Origin of the sequence: Streptomyces sp. CA-250714, assembly GCF_050936705.1 — a bacterium.
In the GTDB taxonomy this organism is placed as follows: domain Bacteria; phylum Actinomycetota; class Actinomycetes; order Streptomycetales; family Streptomycetaceae; genus Streptomyces.
Map to the genome: position 1 here is coordinate 1,338,567 of NZ_JBNJMI010000002.1, position 26,191 is coordinate 1,364,757.

At 71.6% G+C, this 26,191-nt stretch carries 31 protein-coding genes; 11 read left to right on the forward strand and 20 right to left on the reverse strand.

Features of this window, described 5'->3' with window-relative positions:
• Positions 1-38: 38 nt before the first annotated feature.
• On the reverse strand, positions 39-1,151 hold the full coding sequence (locus ACQEU8_RS24875) for a M23 family metallopeptidase (protein WP_433104733.1): 1,113 nt from the start codon (positions 1,149-1,151) through the stop codon (positions 39-41).
• A 490-nt stretch (positions 1,152-1,641) separates the two neighbouring features.
• Here ACQEU8_RS24875 and ACQEU8_RS24880 point away from each other — a divergent pair, with 490 nt between their 5' ends.
• From ACQEU8_RS24880 to ACQEU8_RS24890, 3 genes are read left to right on the forward strand one after another with little or no spacing between them, the layout of a single operon-like run.
• Positions 1,642-2,940, forward strand: coding sequence for an ABC transporter substrate-binding protein (locus ACQEU8_RS24880; RefSeq protein WP_433104735.1), 1,299 nt, complete (start codon positions 1,642-1,644; stop codon positions 2,938-2,940).
• Positions 2,940-3,896: a carbohydrate ABC transporter permease gene (locus tag ACQEU8_RS24885; protein WP_433104737.1), complete on the forward strand. Its 957-nt coding sequence runs from the start codon at positions 2,940-2,942 to the stop codon at positions 3,894-3,896. The genes ACQEU8_RS24880 and ACQEU8_RS24885 overlap by 1 nt, the downstream gene beginning before the upstream one ends.
• A gap of 11 nt (positions 3,897-3,907) precedes the next feature.
• Positions 3,908-4,741: a carbohydrate ABC transporter permease gene (locus ACQEU8_RS24890; RefSeq protein WP_433104739.1), complete on the forward strand. Its 834-nt coding sequence runs from the start codon at positions 3,908-3,910 to the stop codon at positions 4,739-4,741.
• A gap of 4 nt (positions 4,742-4,745) precedes the next feature.
• On the opposite strand, the gene ACQEU8_RS24895 is transcribed toward ACQEU8_RS24890, so the two are convergent.
• From ACQEU8_RS24895 to ACQEU8_RS24945, 11 genes are all read right to left on the reverse strand, one after another.
• Positions 4,746-5,120, reverse strand: coding sequence for a DUF6479 family protein (locus ACQEU8_RS24895; RefSeq protein ID WP_433104741.1), 375 nt, complete (start codon positions 5,118-5,120; stop codon positions 4,746-4,748).
• 108 nt (positions 5,121-5,228) lie between these two features.
• Positions 5,229-5,951 carry an MgtC/SapB family protein gene (locus ACQEU8_RS24900; protein ID WP_433104743.1) on the reverse strand — a complete coding sequence of 241 codons (723 nt, stop codon included), beginning with the start codon at positions 5,949-5,951 and terminating at the stop codon, positions 5,229-5,231.
• A gap of 28 nt (positions 5,952-5,979) precedes the next feature.
• Positions 5,980-6,285, reverse strand: a complete 306-nt coding sequence (locus ACQEU8_RS24905; RefSeq protein ID WP_433104745.1) for a gas vesicle protein K — start codon at positions 6,283-6,285, stop codon at positions 5,980-5,982.
• Positions 6,282-6,542: a gas vesicle protein gene (locus ACQEU8_RS24910; RefSeq protein WP_433104747.1), complete on the reverse strand. Its 261-nt coding sequence runs from the start codon at positions 6,540-6,542 to the stop codon at positions 6,282-6,284. Before ACQEU8_RS24910 ends, ACQEU8_RS24905 begins: the two co-directional genes overlap by 4 nt.
• Positions 6,523-7,356 (reverse strand): GvpL/GvpF family gas vesicle protein, encoded by an 834-nt coding sequence (locus ACQEU8_RS24915; RefSeq protein ID WP_433104749.1) that lies wholly within the window; start codon positions 7,354-7,356, stop codon positions 6,523-6,525. Before ACQEU8_RS24915 ends, ACQEU8_RS24910 begins: the two co-directional genes overlap by 20 nt.
• On the reverse strand, positions 7,310-7,687 hold the full coding sequence (locus ACQEU8_RS24920; RefSeq protein WP_433104751.1) for a gas vesicle protein: 378 nt from the start codon (positions 7,685-7,687) through the stop codon (positions 7,310-7,312). Before ACQEU8_RS24920 ends, ACQEU8_RS24915 begins: the two co-directional genes overlap by 47 nt.
• Positions 7,684-8,061: a hypothetical protein gene (locus ACQEU8_RS24925; RefSeq protein ID WP_433104753.1), complete on the reverse strand. Its 378-nt coding sequence runs from the start codon at positions 8,059-8,061 to the stop codon at positions 7,684-7,686. The genes ACQEU8_RS24920 and ACQEU8_RS24925 overlap by 4 nt, the downstream gene beginning before the upstream one ends.
• Positions 8,058-8,294, reverse strand: coding sequence for a gas vesicle protein GvpG (locus ACQEU8_RS24930; protein ID WP_433104755.1), 237 nt, complete (start codon positions 8,292-8,294; stop codon positions 8,058-8,060). Before ACQEU8_RS24930 ends, ACQEU8_RS24925 begins: the two co-directional genes overlap by 4 nt.
• 55 nt (positions 8,295-8,349) lie before the next feature.
• Positions 8,350-9,123 carry a GvpL/GvpF family gas vesicle protein gene (locus ACQEU8_RS24935; RefSeq protein ID WP_433104757.1) on the reverse strand — a complete coding sequence of 258 codons (774 nt, stop codon included), beginning with the start codon at positions 9,121-9,123 and terminating at the stop codon, positions 8,350-8,352.
• Positions 9,120-9,530: a gas vesicle structural protein GvpA gene (locus ACQEU8_RS24940; RefSeq protein ID WP_433104759.1), complete on the reverse strand. Its 411-nt coding sequence runs from the start codon at positions 9,528-9,530 to the stop codon at positions 9,120-9,122. The genes ACQEU8_RS24935 and ACQEU8_RS24940 overlap by 4 nt, the downstream gene beginning before the upstream one ends.
• A gap of 462 nt (positions 9,531-9,992) precedes the next feature.
• Entirely contained in the window at positions 9,993-10,445 is a 453-nt protein-coding gene (locus ACQEU8_RS24945) for a hemerythrin domain-containing protein (RefSeq protein ID WP_433104761.1), read from the reverse strand.
• A gap of 140 nt (positions 10,446-10,585) precedes the next feature.
• On the opposite strand from ACQEU8_RS24945, the gene ACQEU8_RS24950 reads away from it, so the two are divergent.
• Positions 10,586-10,756: a hypothetical protein gene (locus ACQEU8_RS24950; protein WP_433104763.1), complete on the forward strand. Its 171-nt coding sequence runs from the start codon at positions 10,586-10,588 to the stop codon at positions 10,754-10,756.
• 118 nt (positions 10,757-10,874) lie between these two features.
• Positions 10,875-11,168 carry a gas vesicle protein GvpO gene (gene gvpO, locus ACQEU8_RS24955; RefSeq protein ID WP_433104765.1) on the forward strand — a complete coding sequence of 98 codons (294 nt, stop codon included), beginning with the start codon at positions 10,875-10,877 and terminating at the stop codon, positions 11,166-11,168.
• A gap of 32 nt (positions 11,169-11,200) precedes the next feature.
• Here gvpO and ACQEU8_RS24960 read toward each other — a convergent pair whose 3' ends face one another.
• Positions 11,201-13,036, reverse strand: coding sequence for a PP2C family protein-serine/threonine phosphatase (locus ACQEU8_RS24960; RefSeq protein ID WP_433104767.1), 1,836 nt, complete (start codon positions 13,034-13,036; stop codon positions 11,201-11,203).
• Between the two features lie 104 nt (positions 13,037-13,140).
• Here ACQEU8_RS24960 and ACQEU8_RS24965 point away from each other — a divergent pair, with 104 nt between their 5' ends.
• Complete coding sequence (locus ACQEU8_RS24965) at positions 13,141-13,518, forward strand: RNA-binding S4 domain-containing protein (protein ID WP_433104769.1); 378 nt, start codon at positions 13,141-13,143, stop codon at positions 13,516-13,518.
• 103 nt (positions 13,519-13,621) lie between these two features.
• Here the strand turns inward: ACQEU8_RS24965 and ACQEU8_RS24970 are convergent, their stop codons facing one another.
• Positions 13,622-14,326 (reverse strand): response regulator, encoded by a 705-nt coding sequence (locus ACQEU8_RS24970; protein WP_433104771.1) that lies wholly within the window; start codon positions 14,324-14,326, stop codon positions 13,622-13,624.
• A 375-nt stretch (positions 14,327-14,701) separates the two neighbouring features.
• Between ACQEU8_RS24970 and ACQEU8_RS24975 the strand changes: the two genes are divergently transcribed.
• The 3 genes from ACQEU8_RS24975 (at position 14,702) to ACQEU8_RS24985 (ending at position 19,747) form a co-directional block, all read left to right on the forward strand.
• Complete coding sequence (locus tag ACQEU8_RS24975; RefSeq protein WP_433104773.1) at positions 14,702-16,534, forward strand: GAF domain-containing protein; 1,833 nt, start codon at positions 14,702-14,704, stop codon at positions 16,532-16,534.
• Between the two features lie 79 nt (positions 16,535-16,613).
• Entirely contained in the window at positions 16,614-17,399 is a 786-nt protein-coding gene (locus tag ACQEU8_RS24980) for an HAD family hydrolase (protein WP_433104775.1), read from the forward strand.
• Positions 17,396-19,747 carry a glycoside hydrolase family 65 protein gene (locus ACQEU8_RS24985; RefSeq protein ID WP_433104777.1) on the forward strand — a complete coding sequence of 784 codons (2,352 nt, stop codon included), beginning with the start codon at positions 17,396-17,398 and terminating at the stop codon, positions 19,745-19,747. Before ACQEU8_RS24980 ends, ACQEU8_RS24985 begins: the two co-directional genes overlap by 4 nt.
• A gap of 82 nt (positions 19,748-19,829) precedes the next feature.
• On the opposite strand, the gene ACQEU8_RS24990 is transcribed toward ACQEU8_RS24985, so the two are convergent.
• Both ACQEU8_RS24990 and ACQEU8_RS24995 read right to left on the reverse strand, forming a co-directional pair.
• Positions 19,830-21,092 (reverse strand): acyl-CoA dehydrogenase family protein, encoded by a 1,263-nt coding sequence (locus tag ACQEU8_RS24990; RefSeq protein WP_433104779.1) that lies wholly within the window; start codon positions 21,090-21,092, stop codon positions 19,830-19,832.
• Positions 21,093-21,099: 7 nt separating this feature from the next.
• On the reverse strand, positions 21,100-22,122 hold the full coding sequence (locus ACQEU8_RS24995) for a phosphotransferase family protein (RefSeq protein ID WP_433104781.1): 1,023 nt from the start codon (positions 22,120-22,122) through the stop codon (positions 21,100-21,102).
• Between the two features lie 233 nt (positions 22,123-22,355).
• On the opposite strand from ACQEU8_RS24995, the gene ACQEU8_RS25000 reads away from it, so the two are divergent.
• A complete protein-coding gene (locus ACQEU8_RS25000; protein ID WP_433104783.1) occupies positions 22,356-22,505 on the forward strand; it encodes a hypothetical protein in 150 nt (49 codons plus the stop codon).
• A gap of 36 nt (positions 22,506-22,541) precedes the next feature.
• On the opposite strand, the gene ACQEU8_RS25005 is transcribed toward ACQEU8_RS25000, so the two are convergent.
• From ACQEU8_RS25005 to ACQEU8_RS25020, 4 genes are all read right to left on the reverse strand, one after another.
• Positions 22,542-23,069: a gluconokinase gene (locus tag ACQEU8_RS25005; protein WP_433104785.1), complete on the reverse strand. Its 528-nt coding sequence runs from the start codon at positions 23,067-23,069 to the stop codon at positions 22,542-22,544.
• The gene (locus tag ACQEU8_RS25010; RefSeq protein WP_433104787.1) at positions 23,066-23,395 is read right to left on the reverse strand and encodes a DUF202 domain-containing protein; all 330 of its coding nucleotides are present in this window, start codon (positions 23,393-23,395) and stop codon (positions 23,066-23,068) included. Before ACQEU8_RS25010 ends, ACQEU8_RS25005 begins: the two co-directional genes overlap by 4 nt.
• A 29-nt stretch (positions 23,396-23,424) precedes the next feature.
• Positions 23,425-23,823 (reverse strand): YidH family protein, encoded by a 399-nt coding sequence (locus tag ACQEU8_RS25015; protein ID WP_433104789.1) that lies wholly within the window; start codon positions 23,821-23,823, stop codon positions 23,425-23,427.
• 68 nt (positions 23,824-23,891) lie between these two features.
• The gene (locus ACQEU8_RS25020) at positions 23,892-24,416 is read right to left on the reverse strand and encodes an NUDIX domain-containing protein (RefSeq protein WP_433104791.1); all 525 of its coding nucleotides are present in this window, start codon (positions 24,414-24,416) and stop codon (positions 23,892-23,894) included.
• A gap of 114 nt (positions 24,417-24,530) precedes the next feature.
• On the opposite strand from ACQEU8_RS25020, the gene ACQEU8_RS25025 reads away from it, so the two are divergent.
• Positions 24,531-26,186: an FAD-binding dehydrogenase gene (locus ACQEU8_RS25025; RefSeq protein WP_433104793.1), complete on the forward strand. Its 1,656-nt coding sequence runs from the start codon at positions 24,531-24,533 to the stop codon at positions 26,184-26,186.
• Positions 26,187-26,191 lie beyond the last annotated feature (5 nt).

Here is a 26,191-nt window from a genome sequence, read left to right on the forward strand (position 1 = left end):
CCCGCACCGACCGTCGCCGGCGCCTCGTCGGTACGTCGTCAGACGTCCACCCCGCGGTTGCGCAGCCACGGCACCGGGTCGATGCCCGAGCCGTCCTCGGGGGTGACGCGCACCTCGAAGTGCAGATGCGGGCCCGTCGAGTTGCCCGTGTTGCCGGAGAGGCCGATCCGCTCCCCCGCCCGCACCTGGTCGCCCGGCTTGATGTGGATCCGGGACAGATGCGCGTACTGGGTGTAGTAGCCGTTGGGGTGCTTGAGGACGATCTGGTTGCCGAACGGCCCGCCGCACTCCGTCTTGACGACGGTGCCGTCGCCGACAGCCCGTACCGGGGTGCCGACGCCGACCGCGAAGTCCTGACCCGTGTGGTTGTTCGCCCAGCGCTTGCCCGCCGAGGCGAAGCCCGCCGACAGCGTGTAGTCCTTGACCGGCGCCACCCACGTCTCACCGCTGGCCGCCCGGCGCCCGTGCGGCGGGCTGTACGCGCAGCTGCCCGAACTCGGCTCGGCGCCCAGAGCCGCCCGGGAGATCGGCCCTGCGGCCCGCGCGGCACGCTCCTCCCTGGCTTCCCGCAGCCGCTCCCTGGCCTGCGCCAGCCGCCGCTCGACGGCACGCTTGGCACGCCGCTGCCGCTCGACGTCCGCCTTCAGCCTGTCCAGCTGCGTGCGCTCCTCCGCCCGGTCCCGTACGAGGTTCCGCTGGGTGACCCGGGTGGTGTGCAGCAGCCGCCGGAAGGCGTGGTCGCCCTGGCGCTGCGAGCGGAGCTTGTCGAGCAGGGTGTCCGGGGAGCTCGTCATCAGCAGTCGGCTGGTGGGCGCCCAACTGCCCTGCTGGTACTGGCTGCGGGCCACGGCGCCCAGTTGCCGGTGCAGCCGCCGCAGCCGGCGCTCTCCTTCGGTGACGGCCCGTGCCGCGCGGGCGAGGGCCGCGCGCTGTGCTGTCGCCTTGCGGTGGGCGGCCTCGTAGCGCGCGGAGGCAGCAGCGGCCTCCCGGTAGAGCGAGGCGATCCTGGCGGGCAGCGGCTGCGCGGCCTCGGCGGCGCCCTGCGCGGGGGCGGTTCCCACAGCCTGCGGGGCGCCACCGGTGAGCACCACCGCACACACCAGCGCGGCCACTGGAGCCGCCGCCCGTCTCTTTCGTGCGACCTGAGTCATGGCACGATCGTGCGTCCGCGCGCCGCGTGGGAGCGGCCGCGCGGGCGCGGCACGCGGGCGGCTTGGGCCGTTCGACGCAGCGGGGTGTCCCCAGGACGGGTGCATTTTCCGCTGGTCGCGGGAGGGACCGCGGATGTACGGGAGGGGCCGCGGATGTACGGGAGGGTGGCCCGCCGCGCGGCGCCCTCTCTCGGCACGTGCCGCTCCTACGGCGATGAGGGGGTGCCCCTGCCTGGCTACCGCAGGCTGCGGGTACGTTGTGGCTTGTCGCGCAGTTCCCCGCGCCCCTTACGGGGCGCGTCCCCCACCCGTGGCCGCAGCAGCAGAACCCAGGCACCGGCTTGGGCAACCGGTGCGCACAACTGGACTTGTGCGCACGTGTCTTGACCGTGACCGGCTTGCGCGAGATCAATTGATCTGTCCGCATCAATCTCGCGCGTCCTGGCCGAGACGCCGGGAAGACGGACCGCGCGCCTCGCCGGGAGGGCCCATGACGCACACCGGAACACGCACGGCCGCCGTGACGCTGGCGGCAGCGGCCGTCCTCAGCTCACTGACGGGATGCGGCGCGGACGGCGGTGACGGCAAGAGCCTGACGTACTGGTCCATGTGGACCGAGAACGAGCCGCAGGCCGCGGTCCTCAAGTCGGCCATCAAGGGCTTCACCGAGGACACCGGCATCAAGGTGACCGTGCAGTGGCAGGGCCGCACCGTGCTGGAGAAGCTCGCACCCACGCTGACCACCGGCAAGGTGCCCGATCTGGTGGACCAGTCGGACGACAAGCTCTACCCGACGCTGGTGCAGCCCGGCCGCGCCAAGGATCTGTCCGCCGTCTTCGACCGGCCCGCGACGGGCGAGAAGAAGCCGCTGTCCAAGGCGTTGAAGATGAGCTATCTGAGCTATCTGCGCAAGCTGCCCGACGGCGGCGGCAACAGATGGCTCGTCCCCTACGAGGTCACCTCGGTCAACCTCTGGTACAACGCGGCCGACAAGGACGTACAGGCTCCACAGACCTGGGACGAACTGCTCGACATCTGCGCCAAGCTCAAGGCCAAGGGCCGCGCCTGCATCTCGGCGGACGGCGACCAGCCCGTCTACATCCTCTGGTGGCTGGACTATCTGGCCGACCGGATCGGCGGCGACGGGGTCATGAAGAAGGCCATCACCGACCCCTCCGGCAAAGGCTGGGACGATCCGGCGGTCGAGCAGGCGGCGGAGAAGATCCACGAACTGGTCGAGTCGGGCTATCTGCTCAAGGGGTACGACGCGAGCAAGTACCCCGAGCAGCAGAACCGCTGGGCGCAGGGCAAGGCGGCGTTCAATCTGAACGGGAGCTGGCTGCCCACCGAGACCCGGGAGTTCGCCGGGAAGGACTTCGACTTCCGGTCGGCGCCCTTCCCCTCCGCCGTGGACTCCACGGCCGGCAAGCGGAACGCCACCGATGTGCGGGTGTTCGGCTTCGCCGTGCCCGAGCAGGCCAAGAACTCCGCGGCGGCCGAGAAGTTCATCTCGTACTTCCTGGCGAAGAAGCGGCTGCGCGGCATCGCCGAGAAGGCCGACAACATCACCCCGCGCCCCGACATCCCGGCGCCGCCCGTACTGCGGGACGTCAAGGAGCAGATGGAGTCCACGCCCTCCCGCGAGCAGCTGCCCGGCTCGGTGACCTCCTACACCGACAAGGCCCTCTACCCGGCGTACAAGAAGCTGTTCTCCGGCGAGGCCGACGCCCGGCAGTTCATCACCGAGCTGAAGAAGCTCCACGTCTCGTATGCGAAGGCGCACCGCTGATGTCGGTGCTGACCGCCGGCCGCAAACCGGGGCAGGCGCGGGCGCCGGGTGCGCCGGGGCGGGACACGCCGCTGGCGCTCCGACGGCGGAGGCTGTTCTGGCCGTTCGTGCTCCCGGCGCTGGCGTTCCTGGCGGTGTGCCATCTGGTTCCGCTGCTGTTCGGGCTGTGGACCAGTTTCCACAGCTGGGACGGCTACTCCGCGATGGAGTGGAACGGCCTGGGCAGCTACCGGGCGCTGGTGGACGATCCGTTCTTCCGTACCTCGATGGTGAACACCTTCAAGATCCTGGTGTTCGTCGGGCTGACCGTCTTCGTGCTCGCGTTCGCGCTGACGATGGTGCTGCGGGAGATGGCGGGCAGGCGGTTCGTACGGGCCGTCCTCTTCTTCCCGCACATCGTCAACGCGATGGTCTTCGGCGTGCTGGCGGGCTTCCTCTTCAACCCGGGCGGGCTGGTCAACTCGGCGCTGGCCGGGCTGGGGGTGGACGAGCCGCCCAAGTGGCTGGGCAGCGACAACGTCTTCCTTCTGATCATGGCGACGATGGTGTGCACCTCCACCGGCTTCTACGTCGCCATCCTGATGGCCGCCGTCGACAACATCCCCGGGTATCTGTACGAGGACGCGGAGCTGGCCGGCGCCGGCGCGTTCCGTAAGTTCTGGCACATCACGCTGCCGCTGAGCTGGGACGTGGTGACCGTGTGCGCCGTGCTGTGGACGATCAGCTCGGTGAAGGTCTTCGAGCTGGTGCTGGTGTTCGGCGGCACGTTCACCACCAGCGCCCCGCCCATCGAGACCTGGACCAGCGCCCTGTACATCTACCGCAACGCGTTCACCGGCTCGGACATCCCGCAGTTCGGCACGGTCTGCGCGGCCGGGATCACCAGCCTGCTGCTGGTCGCCGTCTTCACCGCGCTGCTGCGCCGGCTGATGCGCCGCGACCCCGTCGAGTACTGAGAGGTGCGGCGATGACCACGCGTGCGCGCACGGGGCGGGCCGTCGGCCTGGGCATGATCTGGCTCTGCGTCGCGGCCGGGCTGCTGCTGCTCGGCTGGATGGCGCTGACCTCGCTGCGGGACTCCCGGGCGATCTTCGACCGGCCATGGGCGCTGCCCGACCCATGGCAGCTGTCCAACTACCGCACGGCGTTCGACTCCGGCTTCGGCCGGGCCGCCGTCAACAGTGTGCTGGTCAGCGGCTCGGCGGCGGTGGCGGCCGTGGCACTGGCGGCGCCGGCCGCCTATGCGCTCAGCCGCCGGCTGAACGCCCTCGCCGAGCCGCTGACCATGCTGTTCGTGCTGGGACTCGGCGTGCCGGGGCAGGTGCTGCTGATCCCGGTGTTCTTCATGCTCACCGAGGTGAACATGGTGGACACGCTGCCCGGACTTTTCCTGGTGTACGTGGGGCTCGCGATGCCGTTCACGGTCTTCCTGCTGACCGGGTTCTTCCGCTCGCTGCCCGGTGAACTGGAGGAGGCGGCCGCCCTGGACGGGGCCTCGCCCGCCCGCACCTTCTGGCAGATCGTGCTGCCGCTGGCCCGGTCCGGGCTGATCACCGCGTTCCTCCTCCAGCTCATCAACAACTGGAACGAGACGCTGTTCGCGCTCTCGCTCATGCAGAGCAACGACAACTTCACGCTGCCCCTGGTGCTGGCCCGGTTCATCGGCGAGCAGCAGTACCGGGGCGCCGACTGGGGCGGGATGTTCGCCGGGCTGTGTCTGATCGTGGCTCCCATGCTGCTGCTGTACGGCTGGCTCTCCCGCCGCATCATCACGGGCATGACGCTGGGCCTCGGCAAGTGAGGGATCAGCCGGGGCCGCCGCTGCCGAAGGATCCGCTCTTGCCGGGCTCCCACTTCTTGCGCGTCGGCGGCTCGCCGGGGTGGTGCTCGCGGTCGCCGTAGTCGTGCACGCCGCTGTGCGGCAACCGGCGGATACCGTCACGGGGCATCTCGTCCGGCTCGCGGTTCTCCGTGACCTCCTCGGTCGGACCGGTGTCCGGCATATGCGGCTGCTCGTCGGGGTCCGGCGGTTCGGGCTCACGGTTCTTGATCCGGATGCCGAGCCAGACGGCGCCGATCAGCGCGGCCACGATCAGCAGCCCGATGAGCCCCGGCACCAGGCCCACCAGGTGGTCACGGGCCGCGAGATCCATGGCCGTCAGCGTGACGTCCGCGTTCATGTGCTCAGCCCCCTTCGGCTCGCGGTGTCACCACCCGGGGTTTCCGTGGCGGACGAAAGGAAACCTGGCCCCAGCCCCGGGGCGAACGGGTGAGCGACCCCGGGGCGCTCAGTCGCCGTCCTGCGCACCCGTGACCGCGCGGCGGCCGTTGACCGTGAGCACCCCGGGGACCGTCATCAGCTCGCCCACCAGCTCCGGCACCGAGCCGGAGCCGGAAACCGCCAGGGTGAGCTTGGTGAGCTCCGGACGCGGCTCACCCACCTGCTCGATGTTCGTCTCGGTCACCACGAAACCGCGCTCCGTACACATCGCCAGCGTGTTGCGCAGCACGCCCCGCCCCTCCTCGTAGGTGAGCCGCAGATGACCTGGCTCCACACCCGGCAGCCGGTCGCTGATCTTGGTGAAGCCCCACACGGTGAGGAAGTGCATGGCCACCGTCGCGACGGCCAGCAGCGGCAGCCCCGCGCCGCAGGCCATACCGACCGCGGCCGATACCCAGACGATCGCCGCCGTCGTCAGCCCGCGCACCACGTCACGGCGCAGGAAGATGACGCCACCGCCGAGGAACCCGACACCGGAGACCACCTGGGCCGCGACCCGGGACGGGTCGATGGAGATGTCCTCCATGCCCATCAGATCGGCGAAGCCGTACTTGCTGACCAGCATGAAGAGCGCGGCGCCGAGCCCCACCAGCGCATGGGTGCGCAGCCCAGCGCTCTTGTGCTTGGCCCGCCGTTCCAGGCCGATCAGCGAGGTCAGAACGAAGGCCAGGGCAAGGTCGGCCACCTGGGGCCAGCCCTGGCCGAGGGAAGAGTAGAACGCGTCGTTCATATGCGAGGTCTAACAGCTTCGGGCGATTTCAGTCGGTAGGCAGCAGGGGACCGAGCGGGCCGAGGTCCAAGTTCAGCTCCTCGGGCGTCAGCCCGAACCGCTCCCGCAACAGCTCCATACGGTCCTCCAGCAGCATGAGCGTCATCCCGATCCGCTCCTCCTGGTCCTCGTCCAGGTCACCGACCTCCACCCGGCGCAGGGCCTGCCGCTCCACCAGCTGCCGCAGCAGCTCGACGATGGTCAGCACCAGCGCGGCGAGGTCGCGCTCCACGGTGTCGGGGTCGAAATCCAGCCGACGGGCCGCGGAGCCCGGTGTCTCAGGCGCGCGTGTCACAGCGGCTGCCCTCCCTCCCAGGGCGAGGGGACGCGTGCGTTGACCGAACTGATCAGGGCCCGCAGATCGATCCGTACCAGGTCCACATCGGCGATACCCAGCGTGAGCGACCCGGTGAGGACCGCTCCGGTACCCAGCAGCCGGTCCAGCAGATCGACCAGGGCGACCTGCCGCCGGGCCAGCGGCTGCTGGGAGTCGACGGCGACCGGGCCGCGCACCGCGGAGGGCCCGTACGGCTCAGGAGACGGCGCCGTCATGGCTGCCCTCCCGGTGCCGGTCCGACGCGTCCGGTGCCGCGAAGGAGTACGGCGCCCACGGGCCGGTCAGCTCGACCCGGACGGCGGGGTCATGTGCGCCGAGCCGCTCCACGCGGGTGACGAACTCCTCCGACCGCTCGCGGGGCACCAGATAGGCCGCGTTGAGCAGGTTCTGCCCGGGGACCCGGGACAGCTGCGGGTTCTGCGCGGGGTACACCCGCACGTCCTCGGCCTGCGCCGCGAGCGCCGCGTGGAGCGTACGGCCCAGCTCCTCGGCCTCCCCCAGCGCGTTCTCCCGCGAGGTGACCTCCTGCCTGCGCCGGCGCAGGAACTCCCGCCCGTTGGCCGGGGCGGGTGCCGCGGCGGCGGGCTGGGGCGGCTGCTGTGCGTAGACCTTCACGCCCCACTCGACGCGCCCGGCCAGCCGGTCGAGGGTGGCCAGGAACTCCTCCCTGCCGTCCGCCAGGGCGCGCCGGACCCCGTCGTCGTCGCGGTAGACGGTCGCCAGCCGCAGCGGAAGGGGACAGGTGAGACCGGTGAGCGCGTCCACCACCGTCTGATGGGCCCTGGCGGTCTCCTCCAGCCACCCGAGGTCCTCGAGGTGGGCGCGCAGCGGCTCCTCGGCGAAGTCCGCCTCGGGGACCCGGCCGACGACGGCCTGCAGTCCGGCGTGGTGGACGGTGTACGGGGCGGAGCCGCTCACGCCCCGCACACCGTCGGGCAGGGGCGCCTCGAGGGGCGCGGTCACCGCGTAGACGTACCGCAGCTCACCGTTCATGACGCTGTCCGCGTTCATGACGCTCTCCGCGTGCATCGCGCTCTCCCTCCAGGCGGTCGGGTGCACGCTGCTCCAGCTCGGCTATGCGCCGGCGCAACCTGTCGTTCTCCTCGGACAGTTCGCCCCGCCGGGCGTTCGAGCTGAGCGCGGGATCGGTCTCCCACCAGTCGATGCCCATCTCCTTGGCCTTGTCGACGGAGGCGACGATCAGCCGGAGCTTGATGGTCAGCAGCTCGATGTCGAGCAGGTTGATCCGGATGTCACCCGCGATCACCACGCCCTTGTCGAGGACCCGTTCGAGGATGTCGGCGAGATTCGCGCTGCTGCCGCCCTCGTAGCGTTCCGGCAGCCTGCTCGGCGTCGTCACGAGCGCTCACCCGCCGCCGCGTACGCGTCCTCGGGCGCGGACTCGTCCTCGGGCGCGGGCTCGTCCTCGGACCTGGGCTCGTCGTCGGGCCCGGACTCGCCCTCGGGGCCGGGGTCTTCCTCGTCTCCGGGCTCTTCCTCGTACGCCGCTTCCGGAACGTTCCCGGCGACGCTGTCGAGCCGGCCTGCGGCCTGCCCCAGTTTGCGGGCCACTGTCACGAGCAGTCGCTCCGCGGCCTGCGGGTTCCTGGCGAGCTGTACGAGCAGGGCGCCGGCCGAGACCAGTGTGACGGCGACGGCGAACTTCGCCTTCCTCGTCCGGCCCAGGAGGTAACCTCCCGCGACGGCGAGCGCCATCGTCAGTCTGTCGTTCATGTCCACGGGTTCCTGTTCTCCAGCCGCGCGAGGAGCTCGTCCTCGCGGCGGTCGAACTCGTCTTCGTCGATCTCGCCGGCGAGCAGCTGCCGCTCCGCTTCGGCGAGTTCGCGCTGGACCGTGGCGGGGTCGCGGTACTGGCGCTCCGCCTCGGCCTCCACCTGGCGCAGCACCCAGACGGTGCCACGCAGCGGGGCGGCGGGCAGCAGCAGCAGTTCGCTGATCAGGCCCATGTCGACCTCCCTGGGCTGCGTCGGCCCACCGGCCCCTCGCGGCCCGTCGGCACCGTCAGCCGGTCGCCGGTACGGTCCGCGCTGTGGCGGTCGCGTCGGCCGACGCGTCGGTCTTCTCGACGAAGCTGTAGGGCGGCAGCGGACCGTTCACCTTCAGATCCAGCTGCGGCGCGGAGGTGCCCAGCTCCTCGATCGCGGACAGCAGTGCGTCGCCCGCTTCGCGTTCGACCAGGACGGAGAGGTTCGCCAGCCAGCCCGTGCTCTGCGGGCCCTCGCTCACCTCTGTCGCCAGCGGCTCCACCGCACGGCGCAGCAGGGCCGCGTCGACGGGCTCCCTGGCCTGCACGGCGCGGGCGACCTTCTCGCCGAGCGCCAGCTTCTGCTCGCGGCTGCCGCCGCCCGCCGCGCGGTTGGCCTCGCTCTCCGCGCGCAGTTCGGGGTGCTCCGCCATGACGATGTGCAGCACCGCCTCCTGGTTGTGGCTGGCCTTGATGTTGTACTCGGCCTTGCCCTCCAGCGTGTCGAGGCGTTCCAGGAAGTGTTCGGCCCGCTCGACGAGCACCTGGCCGACGGTGGTGTCGTCCTCCGAGACGCTGCCGAAGCGCATCGGCAGCACCACGCGCTCGGCGTTCACCTGCGCGAGCACCTGCTGGTGCGCGAGCAGCTCACGGCGCTTGGGCCGCAGGTCGTCGGGGGCGTCGCTGACCACCGCCACCAGGCCGTCCCGCTCCAGCACCCGTACCGGGCGGGGCGGGTCGCCCACGCCGGTCAGGCCGTCGCGCAGGGGTGGGGCCGGGGTGCGGGTGATGCCGTAGACGTAGGTGCTCACTCCCGCTCCTCCTTCTTGCGGGTGGTGGTACGCCGCCGCGTGCTGCCCTCCTGGGACTCGTCACGCGCCTGCTGGAACGCATCGGACACGGTCTGCGCCGCGCCGCTGAGCGCGCCCTTGGTCTTGCCCTGAGCCCCGGACTCGGTGACCTGCCCCACCACATCGGGCAGGCCGGGGCTCTTGTTGCGGCCCGACTCCAGGTCGAGGCGGTTGCACGCCTCGGCGAACTTCAGATACGTGTCCACGCTCGCGACCACGACCCGGACGTCGATCTTGAGGATCTCGATGCCGACGAGGGACACCCGTACGAACGCGTCGATGACCAGTCCGCGGTCGAGGACGAGTTCCAGTACGTCGTAGAGATTGCCGGTTCCGCCGCCTTGTTGCTGTGCCGGAGCGACAGTCATGAGGCAGAGCCTCCTTCGCTTCTTGGCGCCGCTTGCTGGCTTGGCTCCACGGGATGGGAACTCCCGTGCGGCCACGGACGGGTAGCCGCGCCGCGGATGCCGAAACTCCCGCGTCTCCGGGCTCCCTCTCCCGCGCTGAGGGCCAGCCCCCTCTTCCCGCCGCGTGCCCTCCTCGCCGGGGGGGCAGGGGGCCGGGAGGTCCCCTGTTCCGCCGCATGCCCTCCTCGCCGGGGACAGGGGGTCGGCGGATCCCCTGTTCCGCCGCAGCGGTGCTCAGCCACCGCGAAGGTGACCGGCGGTGCCGAACCCACCGGCTGGGGCAGGTCGGCACCGCCGGACTCGTGCGTTTCGCGTCGCGCCGTTGCGGCGGGAAGAGGGTGCTGCGGCAGGAAGAGGGTGCTGCGGCGGCCAGGCGACCCGGCGGGGGCTGCGGCGAAGAGAGGGCTACGGCGACAGAGGTGCTCACCCCGCGTAAGTGGCCCGCAAGCAGCGGGCGGCGGTGGCGCCGAGCTCGCGGCGCTCCCTGCGGCGCAGCCGCACCCGCAGTGCGGGGAAGACCTCGCCCTCCTCACGGGCGGCATGCTCGCGGAGCTGCCCGAGAAGAGCGTCCAGCCGACGCTCGGCGGCCACCGAGCACGGCTCGGCGGCCGACAGCTCCTGGGCGGTCGCCGAGGCGACCGCCCAACGCCGGCGGGCCGCAGCGACGAGCCGGTCCCCGTCGGGCAGCACCCGGCGGACGACGGGGTGCAGCGCACGGCCTTCCGCGAGGGCGTGCCGCTCCAGACCGGCGACCAGCTCCTGGGCGAGGGCGGCGCGGCGCTCCGGGTCCCGGGTCGCCTCGTACGCCGCAGCGAGACGCTCGGCCTCGGCGTGCGCGTCCGTGAGCAATTCGAGTACGTCCGGACGGTGCGGCATCGCCTCTCCTCGGTCCCGTTCCTCGGTCCCGTTCCAGCCTGGTCCCGTTCCGTCCTCGATGACCGTTTCCTCCCGGTCACCGTTTCACGCGGTGGTGTGTGGGGACCCGCCACCGTGAGCCGATCTGGAGGTGATCTCACGTGCAGCAGAACCAGACGACCACCCGTGACGAGAACGCCCGGCCGACCCGCCGCCCGACGGTGAACGTCTCGCGGACGGCGCGGCGCGCGGACGGACCCATGGGCTACGGTCCGCACGCCACGTCCGGCGATCGGGACCCGGAGTCGCACATCTTCCGCGGCGAGGACTGACCGGACAGCCGCCGGCCCCTCTCCGGTACCCGGCTCCGCCCGGTTCACTCCGCGCACAGCGGGCACCCGCCCGTTCACCGACGCTCCCCCGCACGGACGGGGAGGGAGGAGGACCGGGATGAGCGAGAAGAAGCCGGCCGTCGAGGCGAAGGCCCCCGGCACCGCGCAGGTCCTGCGGTCGGCGCGGGAGGCCATCGAGGAGCTGACCGGCCTGGAGTCCGAGTCGGTCTCCTCCGTCGTCAGAGGTGACGACGGGAGCTGGACGCTCCAGATCGAAGTCGTCGAGCTGCGCCGGATCCCGGACAGCGTCAGCATGCTCGGCTCGTACGAGATGACGCTGGACCCGGACGGCGAGCTGACCGGCTATCGCAGGCTCCGCCGCTACGAGCGGGGCAGGGCCGACCCCCGCTGAGCCCGGCCGGGCACCATGAGGATAAGGCCAGGTCAGGACAGGTACAGAGCGAGGATCGTCGCGTCGTCCTCCGCCTCCCGGCCCAGCAGGGTGGAGACCAGACAGTCCGTGGCCGCAGCGGCCGACTCGCTGCGTGCCGCGCACTCCCGTACCGCGGCCAGCAGGGCACCGATCCCCTCGTCCAGGTCCATGCCGCGGCGTTCGATGACGCCGTCCGTGTAGCAGAGCAGCAGGTCACCGGCTTGCAGCTGGGTGGTGTTCATGGGGTATGTCATATGCGGTGTGACGCCCAGCATCAGCCCGTGCTCCGCCTCCAGCAGCTGCGGTACGCCATCCCGTACGAGGACCGGCGCCGGATGCCCGGCGCTGGCCCAGTGGAGGACGCGGGTGTCGGGATGCAGGTGCCCCACCACGCAGGTCGCGGTGGTGTCCAGGCCCCCGTAGTAGACGACCTCGCCCAGCGCCATGGTCAGCTCGGCCGCGTTCTCGTCCGTGTAGGCGAGCCCCGCCAGCGCGGAGCGCTGCTGCACCGCCCGGCTGGCCGCGTCCACCCCGTGCCCCGAGGCGTCGCCGACGGCCAGCAGCACCCGGCCGTCCGGCAGCTCGCGGCACTTGTACCAGTCGCCGCCGACGCCCGAGTCGGAGGGCACATAGGCGGCGCTGACGGAGAGCCACGGCGGGGTGAGCGCACCCAGCGGCGGGGTGAGCGCCCTGCGGAAGGTGTCGGAGACGCGGTGCTCGGCGGCGGCCTCCTGGCGCAGCCGCTCGGTCTCGCTCAGCGCGCGGCTCAGCATCTCCTCCTGCCCGGTGACGTTCCGCGCGGCGAACAGCAGGGATTCCGGCACCTCGGCGCCCTCGGGCTGGGCGTGGCCGAGCCAGCGGATCCGCCGCGCCTCGTCCCCCACGTGGACGGTCAGCTCCCGGTCGGGTACCTCGCCGCCGGCCAGTAGCGTCCGCATGTCGTCGACGAACGCGGGGATGTCCGCCGCGTCGATCTTCTGCCCCACGGTGAACAGGTCCGCCGAGATGTCCTTGGCGGAGGTCACCGAGCGGGCGGCGCCCTCCAGGTCGTGGTTCGCCTCCGCGGAGACCCCCTCCGGCAGTGGCACGGTCAGGCCCAGCAGCTCTCGCATCCCCTGTGACCAGCGCATTCTGCCGGTGACCAGATCCCACTCGGCCCACCCCATCCGGCCCCGTTCCTGGATACGGCGGCTCAGTCTGGCCTCGCCCACCGGCTCCCAGTTGGTCAGCAGCAGCCCCTCGTCCGGCAGCAGGGTCACGGTGCCGCGCAGCCGGGAACGCTGGAGGACGCCGTCGATGATGTCGACGTAGTCGATGGTGTCGCTGGAGACGGGGGTGCCGCTGTCCAGCGCCGCACGGTAGACGTCGTACATCCCGCTGGTACGGATGCCGGGGCGGGTCTCGGACAGCCGCTTGCCGAGGAAGTCGAAGGAGCCGCGCTCCACACCGCTCAGCTCGAAGTGGTTCGCGCCGACGACGATGAAGTCACGGACCGTGCCGTCCGCGGCGTACTCCGGGCGCAGCACCGTCGAGCTGCCCCGCAGCACACCCAGCACGGCGGGCAGCCAGGACGGCAGCCCGGGGAGTACCGCCACATCGCTGGGCGGTGCGCTCTCGGCGCCGTCGTATGCGAACGGCCCGGTCGTCGGCCGGCCCGGCGCGTCCCCGTCGCCGCCGGAGTGGACCGAGTGGCCGGGGTGCGCCGGGCTCGCCTCGGCGATCCGGACGCGCGCGTTGTGCCGGGCACGCGCGACCGTGCGCAGCGCCACCTGGTTGAGCTCCTGGAGCGCGCTTTCCGGAGTACCCGCGGGGGCTCCGGGCGAGGCATCCACAGATGAGGCTTCCATATGTCGCCATTGTCGGCCTTGTCGCGCTTCTTCGCCGGGCGGCATGGCCCGCGCCGGACCGCGCGGGGCCACCCGGGCGGCCGTGCTCCCCTAAAGTCGGGAGCATGACGGCAGACGAGGGGTCGGTACGGGTCGACAGCTGGATCTGGTCCGTACGGCTGACGAAGACCCGCTCCCAGGCGGCGACCGCGGCCCGTGGCGGTCACGTCAAGGTCAACGGTGTGCGGGTGAAGGCGGCGCATGCCCTCCGGGTGGGCGACGAGGTACGGGTGCGGCAGGCGGGGCGCGAGCGGATCGTGATCGTCAAGCGGCTGATCAAGAAACGGGTGGGGGCGCCAATCGCTGTCGCGTGTTACCAGGACAACAGTCCGCCGCCGCCCACGCCGGTGGAGGTCCCGGTCATCGCCCGCCGCGAGCGGGGCGCGGGGCGCCCCACCAAGCGCGACCGCCGAGAGCTGGACCGTCTCCGCGGATCCGCTTGAGCGTGCCTCACCGCTGATGAGGGGGTGCCCCTTCCCGGCCGTCGCAGGCTGCCGGGTGCTTCGTGGCTTGGCGCGCAGTTCCCCGCGCCCCTGACGGGGCGCGTTACGGCTCCCTCAGGCGCTCCGCGATGACGGCTGCCTGGACGCGGCGGCCCACGCCGAGTTTGCCGAGGATGGCGGAGATCCGGTTCTTCACCGTCTTCTCCGCCAGGAACAACCGCTCGCCGATCTGGCGGTTGGTCAACCCCTCGCCGATCAGCGCGAGCACCTCCCGCTCGCGCGGGGTGAGCCGGTCCAGTTCCGGCGGGGCCGTGCGGTTCTCCCGGGCGCGGACCCGGGCCATCACGCGCCCGCTCGCCTCCGGGTCGAGCAACTGCGTGCCGTCGGCCACCGTCCGGATCGCGCTGACCAGGTCGGCGCCCTTGATCTGCTTGAGCACATAGCCCGCCGCGCCGGCCATGACCGCGTCCATCAGGGCCTCGTCGTCGTCGAAGGAGGTGAGGATCAGGCAGGCCAGTTCCGGCATCCGGGCGCGCAGTTCGCGGCAGACCTCGATGCCCGCGTGGTCGCCGTCCTCCTCGGCGCTGCCCAGCCGTACATCCAGCACCGCGACGTCTGGGCGCACCGCGGGGACGCGGGCGAGCGCCTCCTCGGCGTACGACGCCTCGCCGACGACCTCCAGATCCGGTTCCGCCTCCAGCAGATCGCGCAGCCCCCGCCGGACCACCTCGTGATCGTCGAGCAGAAAGACACGGACAGGGGTGGCGGGGCGGGCGGACTCGCCGCCCGGGCTTTCGGAACCCGGCACTGGACCTCCTCGGGTGGGCTCTCACAGCCTGCGGTACGAGAAGCCCGATGAGTAGGGGCCGTTCGGTACCCGCTCGAACGCCCGGTATTACCTGCCACTTGAGGTTCCGGTACGACCGAGAACCCGATACCGGGGAAACTCGACGAACCTTGACCGGGTTGCGACCGGAGTGGCGCGGAATGGACCGATCGAGGCCGTCCCGCCGGCGGGGCGGGAACAGTAGGCCGGGCGACGAGGGTGCGAACTCCGGTCCTGGCGACGGGAGTACCGAGGTGGAGCCGGAAACGACCGGCGACCTGACGTCGGTTCGGCCGTAGACTGCCGGTTCCGGGGTCGTGCGGGGGCCCGGTTGTCGTACGGCGTACGGAGGTGCGCATGTCGGAGGCTGCCAGAGCGGGGCAGCACCGTCCGGACCGGGACGAAGACCGGGGCGGGGAGGAGTACCGCGAGGAGCTGCCCCACTTCCGGCTGGACGAGTTGCTGGACGAGCTCCAGACCCGGCTGGACGCCGCTCGCCTCACCCAGGACCGGATGCACAGCCTCCTGGAGGCCGTGCTCAGCGTCGGGCGGGAGCTGGAACTGTCCCAGGTGCTGCGGCGCATCGTGGAGGCGGCGCTGGCGCTGACCAACGCGGAGTACGGCGCGCTGGGCGTCATCGGGGACGGGCAGCGGCTGTCGACGTTCCTGCCCGTGGGCGTCTCACCGGAGCAGGCCGCGCGCATCGGCCCGCTGCCGTCCGGACACGGTGTGCTCGGTGAACTGATCCGCGAACCACGGCCGTTACGGCTCACCGATCTGGCCGCGCACCCGGCCAGCCAGGGCTTCCCCGAACACCATCCGCCGATGCGGACGTTCCTCGGCGTACCCGTACGGGTACGGGACGAGGTCTTCGGCAACCTCTATCTGACGCAGAAGCGCGGCGGCGCGGACTTCGACGCGGACGACGAGGCGGTCGTCACCACGCTGGCCGTCGCCGCCGGGGTCGCCGTCGACAACGCGCGGCTGTACGCGGAGAGCCGGCGCCGCGAGCAGTGGCTGGAGGCGCTGGGCGAGATCACCCGGCTGCTGCTGAGCGGAGCCACCACGAACGAGGTGCTGCGGCTGATCGCGCAACGGGCGCTGGAGGTGGCCCAGTCCGACACGTCGTGCGTACTGCTACCGGACACCGAGGGCGGCGCGGACGCGCTGCGCGTCGTGGTGGCGGTCGGTGACCTCGCCAAGGAGCAGACGGGGGTGATCGTGCCCTACGACGACACCCTCTCGGGTCTCGCGGCCCGCACCGGGGAGTCGGCGGTGACGGCGGACATCTCCAACGATCCGCGTACGCACGCCTTTCCGGACGGGGAGGTCGAGCACGGCCCTGTGGTCGCCGTACCGCTGCTGGCGCAGCAGGACGCGCCGGGTGCGCTGCGGCTGAGCCGGCTCAAGGGGCGTCCGCCGTTCGACGAGACGGAGGTGGAGCTGCTGAAGGACTTCGCGGCGCAGGCGGCCCTCGCGCTGGAGATGGCGCAGCACCGCGCCGAGTCCGAGCAAATCGCGCTGCTGCACGACCGCGACCGCATCGCCCGCGACCTGCACGATCTGGCCATCCAGCGGCTGTTCGCCACCGGGATGACGTTGCAGAGCGCGGGGCGGCTCATCGACAGGCCCGAGGCGGCGGAGCGGGTGAACCGGGCCGTGGACGACCTCGACGAGACCATCAAGATCATCCGGGCCACCATCTTCGCGCTGCGCACCTCCGGGGACGGGCCGGCGGATCCGGAGACCAGCCTGCGCAGGACCATGGCGAAGGCCGTCAGCGACGCGGCCGAGCGGCTCGGTTTCCTGCCCTCCCTGCGGATGGAAGGGCCCGTCGACACCAATGTCCCGGTGGAGGCGGCCGAACAGGTGAGCGCGGTGCTGGCCGAGGCGCTGAGCAACATCGTGCGGCACGCGCGGGCGCGCCGGGCCGATGTGACGCTGCACGTCGACGACATGATCACGCTGACCGTCGTCGACGACGGCGTGGGGCTGGACGGCAGCAGGCGGCGCGAGGACAGCCAGCACAGCGGAGGGCTCGCCAATATGCGGTCACGGGCCGAGCTGCTCGGCGGCACGCTGACCATGACGGAAGGTCAGGGCGCCGATCCGGCGTCCGGGACGGGCCCCGGCACCCGCATCGTCTGGGAGGTCCCCCTGCACGGCGGCGGTGCGCCGGCCGGCGAGTAAGCCGCCTGCCCGGCGCCCAGCCGGGCGGCAAAGCCCTGAGGCAGGCATGGCGACCCTGCGGCCAGGGGACCCGGCACGCATGACGAACCTCGGTCTGCCGGACCGCATCCGCGCGTGTCTGTTCGATCTCGACGGCGTCCTCACCAAAACGGCCGTCGTACACGCCGCCGCCTGGAAGGAGATGTTCGACGCCTATCTGCGCGACCGCGAAGGGCCCGGCTTCCGGCCCTTCGACCCGGTCGCGGAGTACGACGCGTATGTGGACGGGCGGCCGCGTGCCGACGGCGTACGCACCTTCCTCGCCTCGCGCGGCATCCAGCTGCCGGAGGGCACCGACGACGACCCGCCCGGCCGGGAGACCGTGCACGGGCTGGGCAACCGAAAGAACGAGCTGCTGCTGGAGAAGATCCGCAAGGACGGCGTCGAGGCGTACGACGGTTCGCTGCGCTATCTGGACGCCGTACGCGCCGCGGGGCTGCGGACGGCCGTGGTGTCCTCCAGCGCCAACTGCCGCGACGTGCTCGCCTCGGTCGGTATCGAGGACCGGTTCGATGTGACGATCGACGGGATCGTGGCCAGGGAGCGCCGGCTGCCCGGCAAGCCGCGCCCCGACACCTTCCTCGCCGCCGCCCGCGAACTGGGCGTCGCGGCGGCCGCGGCGGCGGTCTTCGAGGACGCGCTGGCCGGGATGGACGCCGGCCGCTCCGGCCACTTCGGGTACGTCGTGGGCGTCGACCGTACGGGACAGGCCGACGCGCTGCGCGCCCACGGTGCCGACATCGTCGTCCAGGACCTGCAACAGCTGCTGAGGGCCCGCGACCTGCGGCGCGACCTCCAGCACACGCCCGGGAAGGAGCGCTCGTGATCAGCCACTCGTGCTACGCCGTCCAGCCGTGGTCCCTGCGGGAGAGCGAGCTGCATCTGGACGTCCTCCCGCAGAGCGAGTCCGTCTTCGCCCTCTCCAACGGGCACATCGGCTGGCGCGGCAACCTCGACGAGGGCGAGCCGCACGGGCTGCCCGGCACCTACCTCAACGGGGTGCACGAGCTGCATCCGCTGCCGTACGCGGAGGCGGGCTACGGCTACCCCGAGTCCGGGCAGACGGTCATCAACGTCACCAACGGCAAGATCATGCGGCTGCTCGTCGACGACGAGCCGTTCGACGTCCGCTACGGCAAGCTGCGCTTCCACGAGCGCGTACTGGATCTGCGGACGGGGCTGCTGCGCCGAGTCTGCGAATGGAGTTCTCCGGCCGGCTGCACCGTACGGGTGACCTCGACCCGGCTGGTCTCCTTCAGCCAGCGCGCCGTCGCCGCCGTCGCCTACGAGGTGGAGCCGCTGGACTCCGACGTCCGGATCGTCGTGCAGTCCGAACTGGTCGCCAACGAGCAGCTGCCGCAGAAGACCGGCGGGGACCCGCGGGTCGCCGCCGCGCTGGAGGATGTGCTGCTGCCGGAGGAGAACTTCGCCCACGAGATGCGGCTGCGCCTGGTGCACCGCACCGATCGCAGCGGACTGCGCGTCGGCGCGGCCGCCGACCACGCCGTGCACGGACCGGCGTCGACCAGCACCTCCAGCGAGAGCGGTGAGAACGTCGCCCGGCTCACCGTCACCGCCGAGTTGCGGCCCGGCGAACCGCTGCGGGTGGAGAAGCTGGTCGCCTACGGCTGGTCCGGCGCCCGCTCGCTGCCCGCCGTACGCGACCAGGTCGACGCTGCGTTGGCCGGCGCGCACAGCAAGGGCTGGCGGGGACTGGTGCAGCAGCAGCGGGAGTATCTGGACAGCTTCTGGGCGCGCGCCGATGTGGAGGTCGACGGCGACGCCGAGATCCAGCAGGCGGTGCGTTTCGCGCTCTTCCACGTCCTTCAGGCGGGCGCGCGGGCCGAGAAACGCGCCATCCCCTCCAAGGGCCTGACCGGTTCCGGCTACGACGGCCACTCCTTCTGGGACAGCGAGCAGTTCGTGCTGCCGGTGCTCACCTACACCTCGCCCGACTCGGTCGCCGAGGCGCTGCGCTGGCGGCAGGAGACACTGCCCGCCGCACGCGACCGGGCACGCCAACTCGGCCTGCGCGGGGCTGCCTTCCCCTGGCGGACCATCGACGGCTCGGAATGCTCCGCGTACTGGCCTGCCGGTACCGCGGCCTTCCATGTCAACGCGGACATCGCGGACGCCGTCGTACGGTACGTGGCGGCCACCGACGACGTGGAGTTCGAGCGGGAGACGGCGGTGGAGATCCTGGTGGAGACCGCCCGGCTGTGGCACTCGCTGGGCCACCACGACCACCACGGCACCTTCCACTTCGACGGCGTCACGGGCCCTGACGAGTACAGCGCCGTCGCGGACGACAACCTCTACACCAATCTGATGGCGCAGCAGAACCTGCGCGCCGCCGCCGAGGTCGTGGAGCGGTACACCGAGGAGGCGGCCGCGCTGGGGGTGGACGACGAGGAGGCGGCAGCCTGGCGGGACGCGGCGGACGCGGTGGCCATACCGTTCAACGAGACGCTGCAGGTCCACGAGCAGTCGGCCGGCTTCACCGGGCACCAGATGTGGGACTTCGCCTCGACGGGGCCCGACCAGTATCCGCTGATGCTGCACTACCCGTACTTCGATCTGTACCGCAAGCAGGTCATCAAACAGGCCGACCTGGTGCTGGCCCTCTACAAGCGCGGTGACGCCTTCGACGCGGAGGAGAAGGCCCGCAACTTCGCCTACTACGAGCAGATGACCGTCCGCGACTCCTCCCTCTCCGCGTGCTGCCAGGCCGTGATGGCCGCCGAGGTCGGCCATCTGCGGCTCGCCTACGACTATGTGGGCGAGGCCGCGCTGATGGACCTGGAGGATCTGGAGAGCAACACCAGGGACGGGCTGCACATTGCCTCGCTGGCCGGCGCCTGGATCGCGCTGGTCGCCGGGTTCGGCGGGATGCGGCTGCGGCGCGGCATTCTGGACTTCTCCCCCTTGCTGCCGGAACAGCTGAGCCGGCTGGCCTTCACGGTGCAGGTGCGGGGGCGGCGGCTGCGGGTGGAGCTGGAGGGCACGACGGCCACCTACACGTTGCTGGAGGGCGAGGCGCTGGAGCTGTGCCATTGCGGGAGGCGCTTCACGGTGTCCTGCGGGGCGCCGCAGTCGCACCAGATGCGCCGCCCGCCGCCCCGCCCCGAGCCGTCCCCGCCGCCCGGCCGCCGGCCCGTTCGTCGCCCCGAGTAACGGCTGCGCTTGGGCAGTCTGCTCCCCCAAGCTCTTCGAGCAGGGGGTACCCCCAGGGCGCAGGGTGGGCAAGCGCAGCCCTCTATGCCGGGTACCCGGAATGGCGCTTCAGCTCGCGGCGGGCCAGCGAACGCTGGTGGACCTCGTCCGGGCCGTCGGCCAGTCGCAGCGTCCGCGCTGAGGCCCACAGGTGGGCGAGGGGGAAGTCCTGGGAGACTCCACCGGCGCCGTGCAGCTGGATCGCGTCATCGATGATCCGCACCACCGCGCGGGGGGTGGCGATCTTGATGGCCTGGATCTCGGTGTGCGCGCCCCGGTTGCCGACGGTGTCCATCAGCCACGCCGTCTTCAGCACCAGCAGCCGCAACTGCTCGACCTGCACCCGCGCGTCGGCGATCCACTCCTGCACCACGCCCTGCCGGGCCAGCGGCTTGCCGAAGGCCGTACGGTCCAGCGCCCGCCGGCACATCAGCTCAATGGCCCGCTCGGCCATCCCGATCAGCCTCATGCAGTGGTGGATCCGGCCGGGGCCGAGCCGGGCCTGTGCGATGGCGAAGCCGCCGCCCTCCTCGCCGACGAGGTTGGCCACCGGAACGCGTACGTCGTGGAAGACCACCTCGGCGTGGCCGCCGTGGCTGTGATCCTCGTAGCCGTAGACGGACATCGCGCGGCGCACCTCCACGCCGGGTGTGTCGCGTGGGACCAGCACCATGGACTGCTGGCGGCGCACGTCGTCGCCGTCCGGGTCGGTCTTCCCCATGACGATGAAGATGGCGCAATCCGGGTGCATGGCGCCGGAGATGTACCACTTGCGGCCGGTGATGACATAGGATCCCCCACTCTCGGCTCCGCTCGAGCGGGAGGTGCCCCCACCGTCCCGCCGGATACGGGTACCGATGTTGGTGGCGTCCGAGGAGGCCACCTCCGGCTCGGTCATCGCGAAGGCCGACCGGATCTCGCCCGCCAGCAGCGGCTCCAGCCAGCGCGCACGCTGCTCGGCCGAGCCGAACTGGGCCAGCACCTCCATGTTCCCGGTGTCCGGGGCCGCGCAGTTGAGCGCGGTCGGCGCCAACTCCGGGCTGCGCCCGGTGATCTCGGCCAGCGGCGCGTACTGGAGGTTGGTGAGCCCGGCGCCGTACTCCTCGTCCGGCAAGAAGAGATTCCACAGCCCCAACTTCCTTGCCGTGGCCTTCAGTTCCTCAAGCACCGGCACGGTGGACCAGGGCGAGTCCTGCGCGGCGCGCTGCTCCTCGGCCACCTGCTCGGCCGGGTACACGTGCTCGTCCATGAAGGCGAGCAGCCGCTCGCGCAGTTCCTCGGTACGCGCGTCGTATGCGAAGTCCATCTGCTGCTCAGCCCTTCCGCAAAGTGGTGAGTCCGTTGTCGATGAAGACCGGCACCAGCTCGCCGATCCGGTCGAAGCCCGCGCCGACGGTCTGGCCGAGCGTGAAGCGGTAGTGGATGCCCTCGAGGATCACGGCGAGCTTGAAGTAGGCGAACGCGGTGTACCAGTTGATCCGCGACACATCGCGGCCCGACAGCTCGGCGTACCGCTCGATCAGCTCGGCCGCCGTGGGGTGGCCGGGCGCCCCGCTGGTGGTGCTGACCGGTGAGTCGGGCACGTCCTGGCGCTCGCTGTACATCGCCAGCAGCCCGAGGTCGGTCAGCGGGTCGCCGAGGGTGGACATCTCCCAGTCCAGCACCGCCGCGACCTGGTCGTCCGCGTCCACCAGTACGTTGTCCAGGCGGAAGTCGCCGTGCACGACAGTGGGCCGCCCGGAGTCGGGCAGCGTCTCGCCGAGCGCGGTGCGCAACTCGTCGATACCGGACAGCTCCCGGCTGCGGGACGCCTCCAACTGCTTGCTCCAGCGCCGCAACTGCCGCTCCAGAAACCCTTCCGGCCGCCCGAAATCGCCCAGCCCCACCGCCTCCGGATCGACAGCGTGCAGCGCCACCAGCGTGTCGGGCAGCGCCAGTACGACCTCGCGGGTGCGCTCAGGGCCGAGCGGGGCCAGCTCCTCGGCCGTGCGGTACGGGGTGCCGTCGACGTGCTCCATCACATAGAACGGGGCACCGATCACGTCCGGGTCCTGGCACAGCAGCACGGTTCCCGGCACCGGCACGGCGGTGTCGCGCAGCGCGCTGATGACGCGGTGCTCGCGGGCCATGTCGTGCGCGGTGGCCAGTACGTGACCCAGCGGCGGACGCCGCACCACCCACCGTCCGGCCCCATCCGTGACCCGGTATGTCAGATTCGACCGGCCCCCTTGCACGACCTGGGCGCTCAGCGGTCCCCGTATCAGCCCCGGACACTCCCGCTCCAGGTGCGCGGCCAGCCGCGCCAGATCGAGACCGGGCGGATTCTGTTCGCTCATCGTGCGCGCTCCTTCGCCATCCATCGCCCTGATCATGCCGACTAGTCGGTATGCGCGTCCAGGGGTTGCCCCCGCCCCTTTCCGCGCGGACCTCTTTCCCGCCATGCCCCGCGTTTCCGGGCGCCCCGCTCTCCGTCCGGATTGACCCGTATGCGGCGGGCTCGATGTGCGATGCACCGCTTTCCGCCCGAAGTCCGATGACACATCTGCCGGTCGCGCCCTAGCCTCGGGGCATGCCCATGGGTGACAACGAGCCGCTGTTCGTACGCGACGAGCGCTCCAGGAACGGCTATGTCCTCAACCACCGCAACCCCTCAGCCCTCGCACTGATCATCGTTCTCACGGTCGGCGTGCTGATCCTGACCGCCGTCGCGCTCGGCTGACCCGGCCCGTGCGCCCGCGCCCTCCCGGCGCAGCCCTCAGCGGACCCCCGCGTGCGCCAGCGCGCTCCGCACCGTGGCGCGGGTCTCGTCCGGCGTTCCCGCGACGGAAACGGTGACCCCCCGCTCGTCCCGGCCGAGCGGCTCCAGTGCGTCGAACTGCGAACGCAGCAGACTCGGCGGCATGAAGTGTCCCTTGCGCCGGGCCAGTCGTGCGGCGATCAGCTCGTAGGAGCCCTCCAGATGTACGAAGAACAGCAGCGGGGACGCCCGGCGCAGCCGCTCGCGGTAGCGGTGCTTGAGCGCCGAGCAGACCAGCACGGCACCGCTGTCGGCTGACCGGTCCAGCCAGTCGGCCATCGCGTCCAGCCAGGGCGCCCGGTCCTCGTCGTCCAGCGGGACACCGGCGGACATCTTCTCGATGTTCCGCTCGGGGTGGAAGTCGTCAGCGTCGGCGAACGGCAGGTCCAGCACCTCCGCCAGCCACTCGCCGACGGTGCTCTTGCCGGACCCGGAGACGCCCATCACGACGACGAGCGGACCCGGAGCGCTCCCCCGGCTGTTCACAGCAGCATCATCCCTCCCACGCCGATCAGAACCAGCACACAGACCAGCGTCCCGATGGTCTCGGCAGCACCCATCGTCTCCGGCCGGGCCCGCGAGAGCAGACCGATCCGCCGGTGGGCCGTGATCAGCAGGCCGACCCAGGCCAGCGCTCCGAGACCGGCGGCCACCCGGGCGAGGCCCGACGGCTCAGCGAGCGCCACCCGCGCCGCCAGCGCCACGGAGACGGCGCAGGTCAGAGTCGTACGGCGCCAGGCCAGCCAGGTTCGCTCCGGCTGCGCGCCCGGATCGCGGGGCGTACCGTCCGGGTCGCACGGCGGCCCGCCCACGCTCGCCCCGCCGGCCGTCGACCGGCCCGTCACCGGCCCGCCAGGCCGAGCACGACGAGGGCGATGACCAGCAGCGCCGCGAACGCAGTGCCGCTCGCCAGCAGCACCGGGAAGCGCGATGCCGGCAGGTCCTCACCGCGGCGCATGGCACGCTCACAGCGCACCCAGTGGTTCACGGCGCGGAAGGCGCACAGCGCCGCACCGGCCAGCAGCACGATCGCGACGCCCGTCCGCACGCCCCAGCGCAGGTCCGTCAGGAACTGGTCGACCGCGATCCCGCCCGCCACCAGGGCCAGTGCGGTGCGGATCCAGGCGAGGAAGGTGCGCTCGTTGGCCAGCGAGAAGCGGTAGTCGGGCGTAGTGCCCTCGTCCCTGAGCCGCTGGGGGGCGAACCACAGCCGTAGGGTCGCCGAGATCCGGTCGAGCATGGCTCAACCGTACGCCGTGACCTGCGGCGCTCTTCCGGTGGGACACCGAGGCGCCGTCCGGTGGGCCCTCACAGCGCCGAGAGGCGGCGATGGCATTCCAACCCGTCCGGGACGACCTTTCCCTCCGCCGCCCAGCCGTCCAGCCGCCGCTCCAGCTCGTCCTCCGGGAGGAAGTCCCACCACTCGACCTCCTCGGGCTGCGGCTGGACTGGCAGCGTGCACACCACCTCGTACACCTGGAGAAACCAGGAGAACTCCGGCGTCTCGAAGAGGAACTTCAGCCGCCGCTCGGGCTGCGGCAGCCCGCTCACGCCCAGCTCCTCCTCGGCCTCCCGGAGCGCCGCCGTGTCGTACTGCTCGCCCGCGCCCACCACACCGCCCACCACGACGTCGTACATCCCGGGGAAGATCAGCTTGGTGGGGGTACGGCGGTGTACGAAGATCCGGCCCGTTGCGTCGCGCACCCGGATGGAGGTGCTGCGGTGCCGCAGCCGCTTCGCGTAGACCTCGCCGCGCAGCCGCTGTCCGACGACCCGGTCCTGCTCGTCCACGATGTCCAGCAGCTCGTCCGCCGAACGCCCCTGATCCGTCATACGCCCATCCAAGCACCACCGTTGACACGGACGGCTCCGCAGGGGTGTCCGACGGCCCGGCCGAAGGTTACTCTCCGGTCACCGGTCGGGTGCAGCTGTACGAAAGGTGGGAGCATGGCGTACGACGCCGATGTGATCGTGGTCGGAGCCGGGCTGGCGGGCCTCGCCGCGACGGCCGAACTCGCCGACGCCGGGCGGCGCGTCATCCTCCTCGACCAGGAGCCCGAGCAGGCACTCGGCGGCCAGGCGCACTGGTCCTTCGGCGGCCTCTTCTTCGTCGACTCCCCCGAACAGCGCCGACTGCGCATCAAGGACAGCCACGAGCTGGCCTGGCAGGACTGGCTCGGCACGGCCGGCTTCGACCGCCCGGAGGACCACTGGCCGCGCCGCTGGGCCGAGGCGTATGTGAACTTCGCCGCCGGGGAGAAGCGGTCCTGGCTGCGCTCGCAGGGGCTGAAGCTGTTCCCCGTGGTCGGCTGGGCCGAGCGCGGCGGCTACGACGCGGGCGGCCACGGCAACTCGGTGCCCCGCTTCCACATCACCTGGGGCACCGGGCCAGGGCTCGTCGAGCCGTTCGAGCGCCGGGTGCGCGCGGGCGTGGCGCGGGGCCTGGTGGAGCTGCGCTTCCGGCACCGCGTCACCGGGCTGTCGCGTACGGCCGGGGCGGTGGACACCGTCACCGGCGAGGTGCTGGTGCCCAGCGACGCGCGGCGCGGTACGGCCAGCAGCCGGGAGGCCACCAGCGCTTTCGAACTCCGCGCGCAGGCCGTGATCGTCACCTCCGGAGGTATCGGCGGCAATCACGAACTGGTCCGCGCAAACTGGCCCGAACGGCTGGGCACTCCGCCCCGGAAGCTGCTCTCCGGCGTCCCGGCACATGTGGACGGGCTGATGCTCGGCATCACGGAGCAGGCGGGCGGCCGGCTCATCAACCGCGACCGGATGTGGCACTACACCGAGGGCATCGAGAACTGGAACCCCATCTGGGACCGGCACGGCATCCGCATCCTGCCCGGCCCCTCCTCGCTGTGGCTGGATGCCACCGGACAGCGGCTGCCGGTCCCGCTCTTCCCCGGCTTCGACACGCTGGGCACCCTCGACCACATCATGCGGACCGGCCACGGCTACACCTGGTTCGTACTGAGCCAGAAGATCATCGAGAAGGAGTTCACGCTCTCCGGGTCCGAGCAGAATCCGGATCTGACCGGACGGTCGGTACGGGATGTTCTCGGCCGGGCACGCAAGGGCGCGCCAGGGCCGGTACAGGCGTTCATGGACAACGGCGTCGACTTCGTGATCGAGCGCGATGTCGCCGCGCTGGCCCGCCGGATGAACGAACTGACCGGGGACAAGCTGATCGAGGCCGACGCGCTGCGGCGGGAGATCGCCGCGCGGGACCGCGAGATCCGCAACCCGTTCGGCAAGGACCTCCAGATCACCGCGATCCACGGCGCCCGGCGCTATCTGGGCGACCGGCTGATCCGCGTCGCGACCCCGCACCGCCTGCTCGACCCCGCCGCCGGTCCGCTGATCGCCGTACGCCTCAACATCCTGACCCGGAAGACGCTGGGCGGGCTGGAGACGGATCTGTCCTCCCGCGTACTCACGGAAGGCGGGGAGCCTCTGCCCGGCGTCTACGCGGCAGGCGAGGCCGCCGGTTTCGGCGGCGGTGGCGTGCACGGCTACCGCTCCCTGGAGGGCACCTTCCTGGGCGGCTGCCTCTTCTCGGGCCGCACGGCGGGGAGGGCGGCGGCGCGGGCGGTCGCCTGACGTAT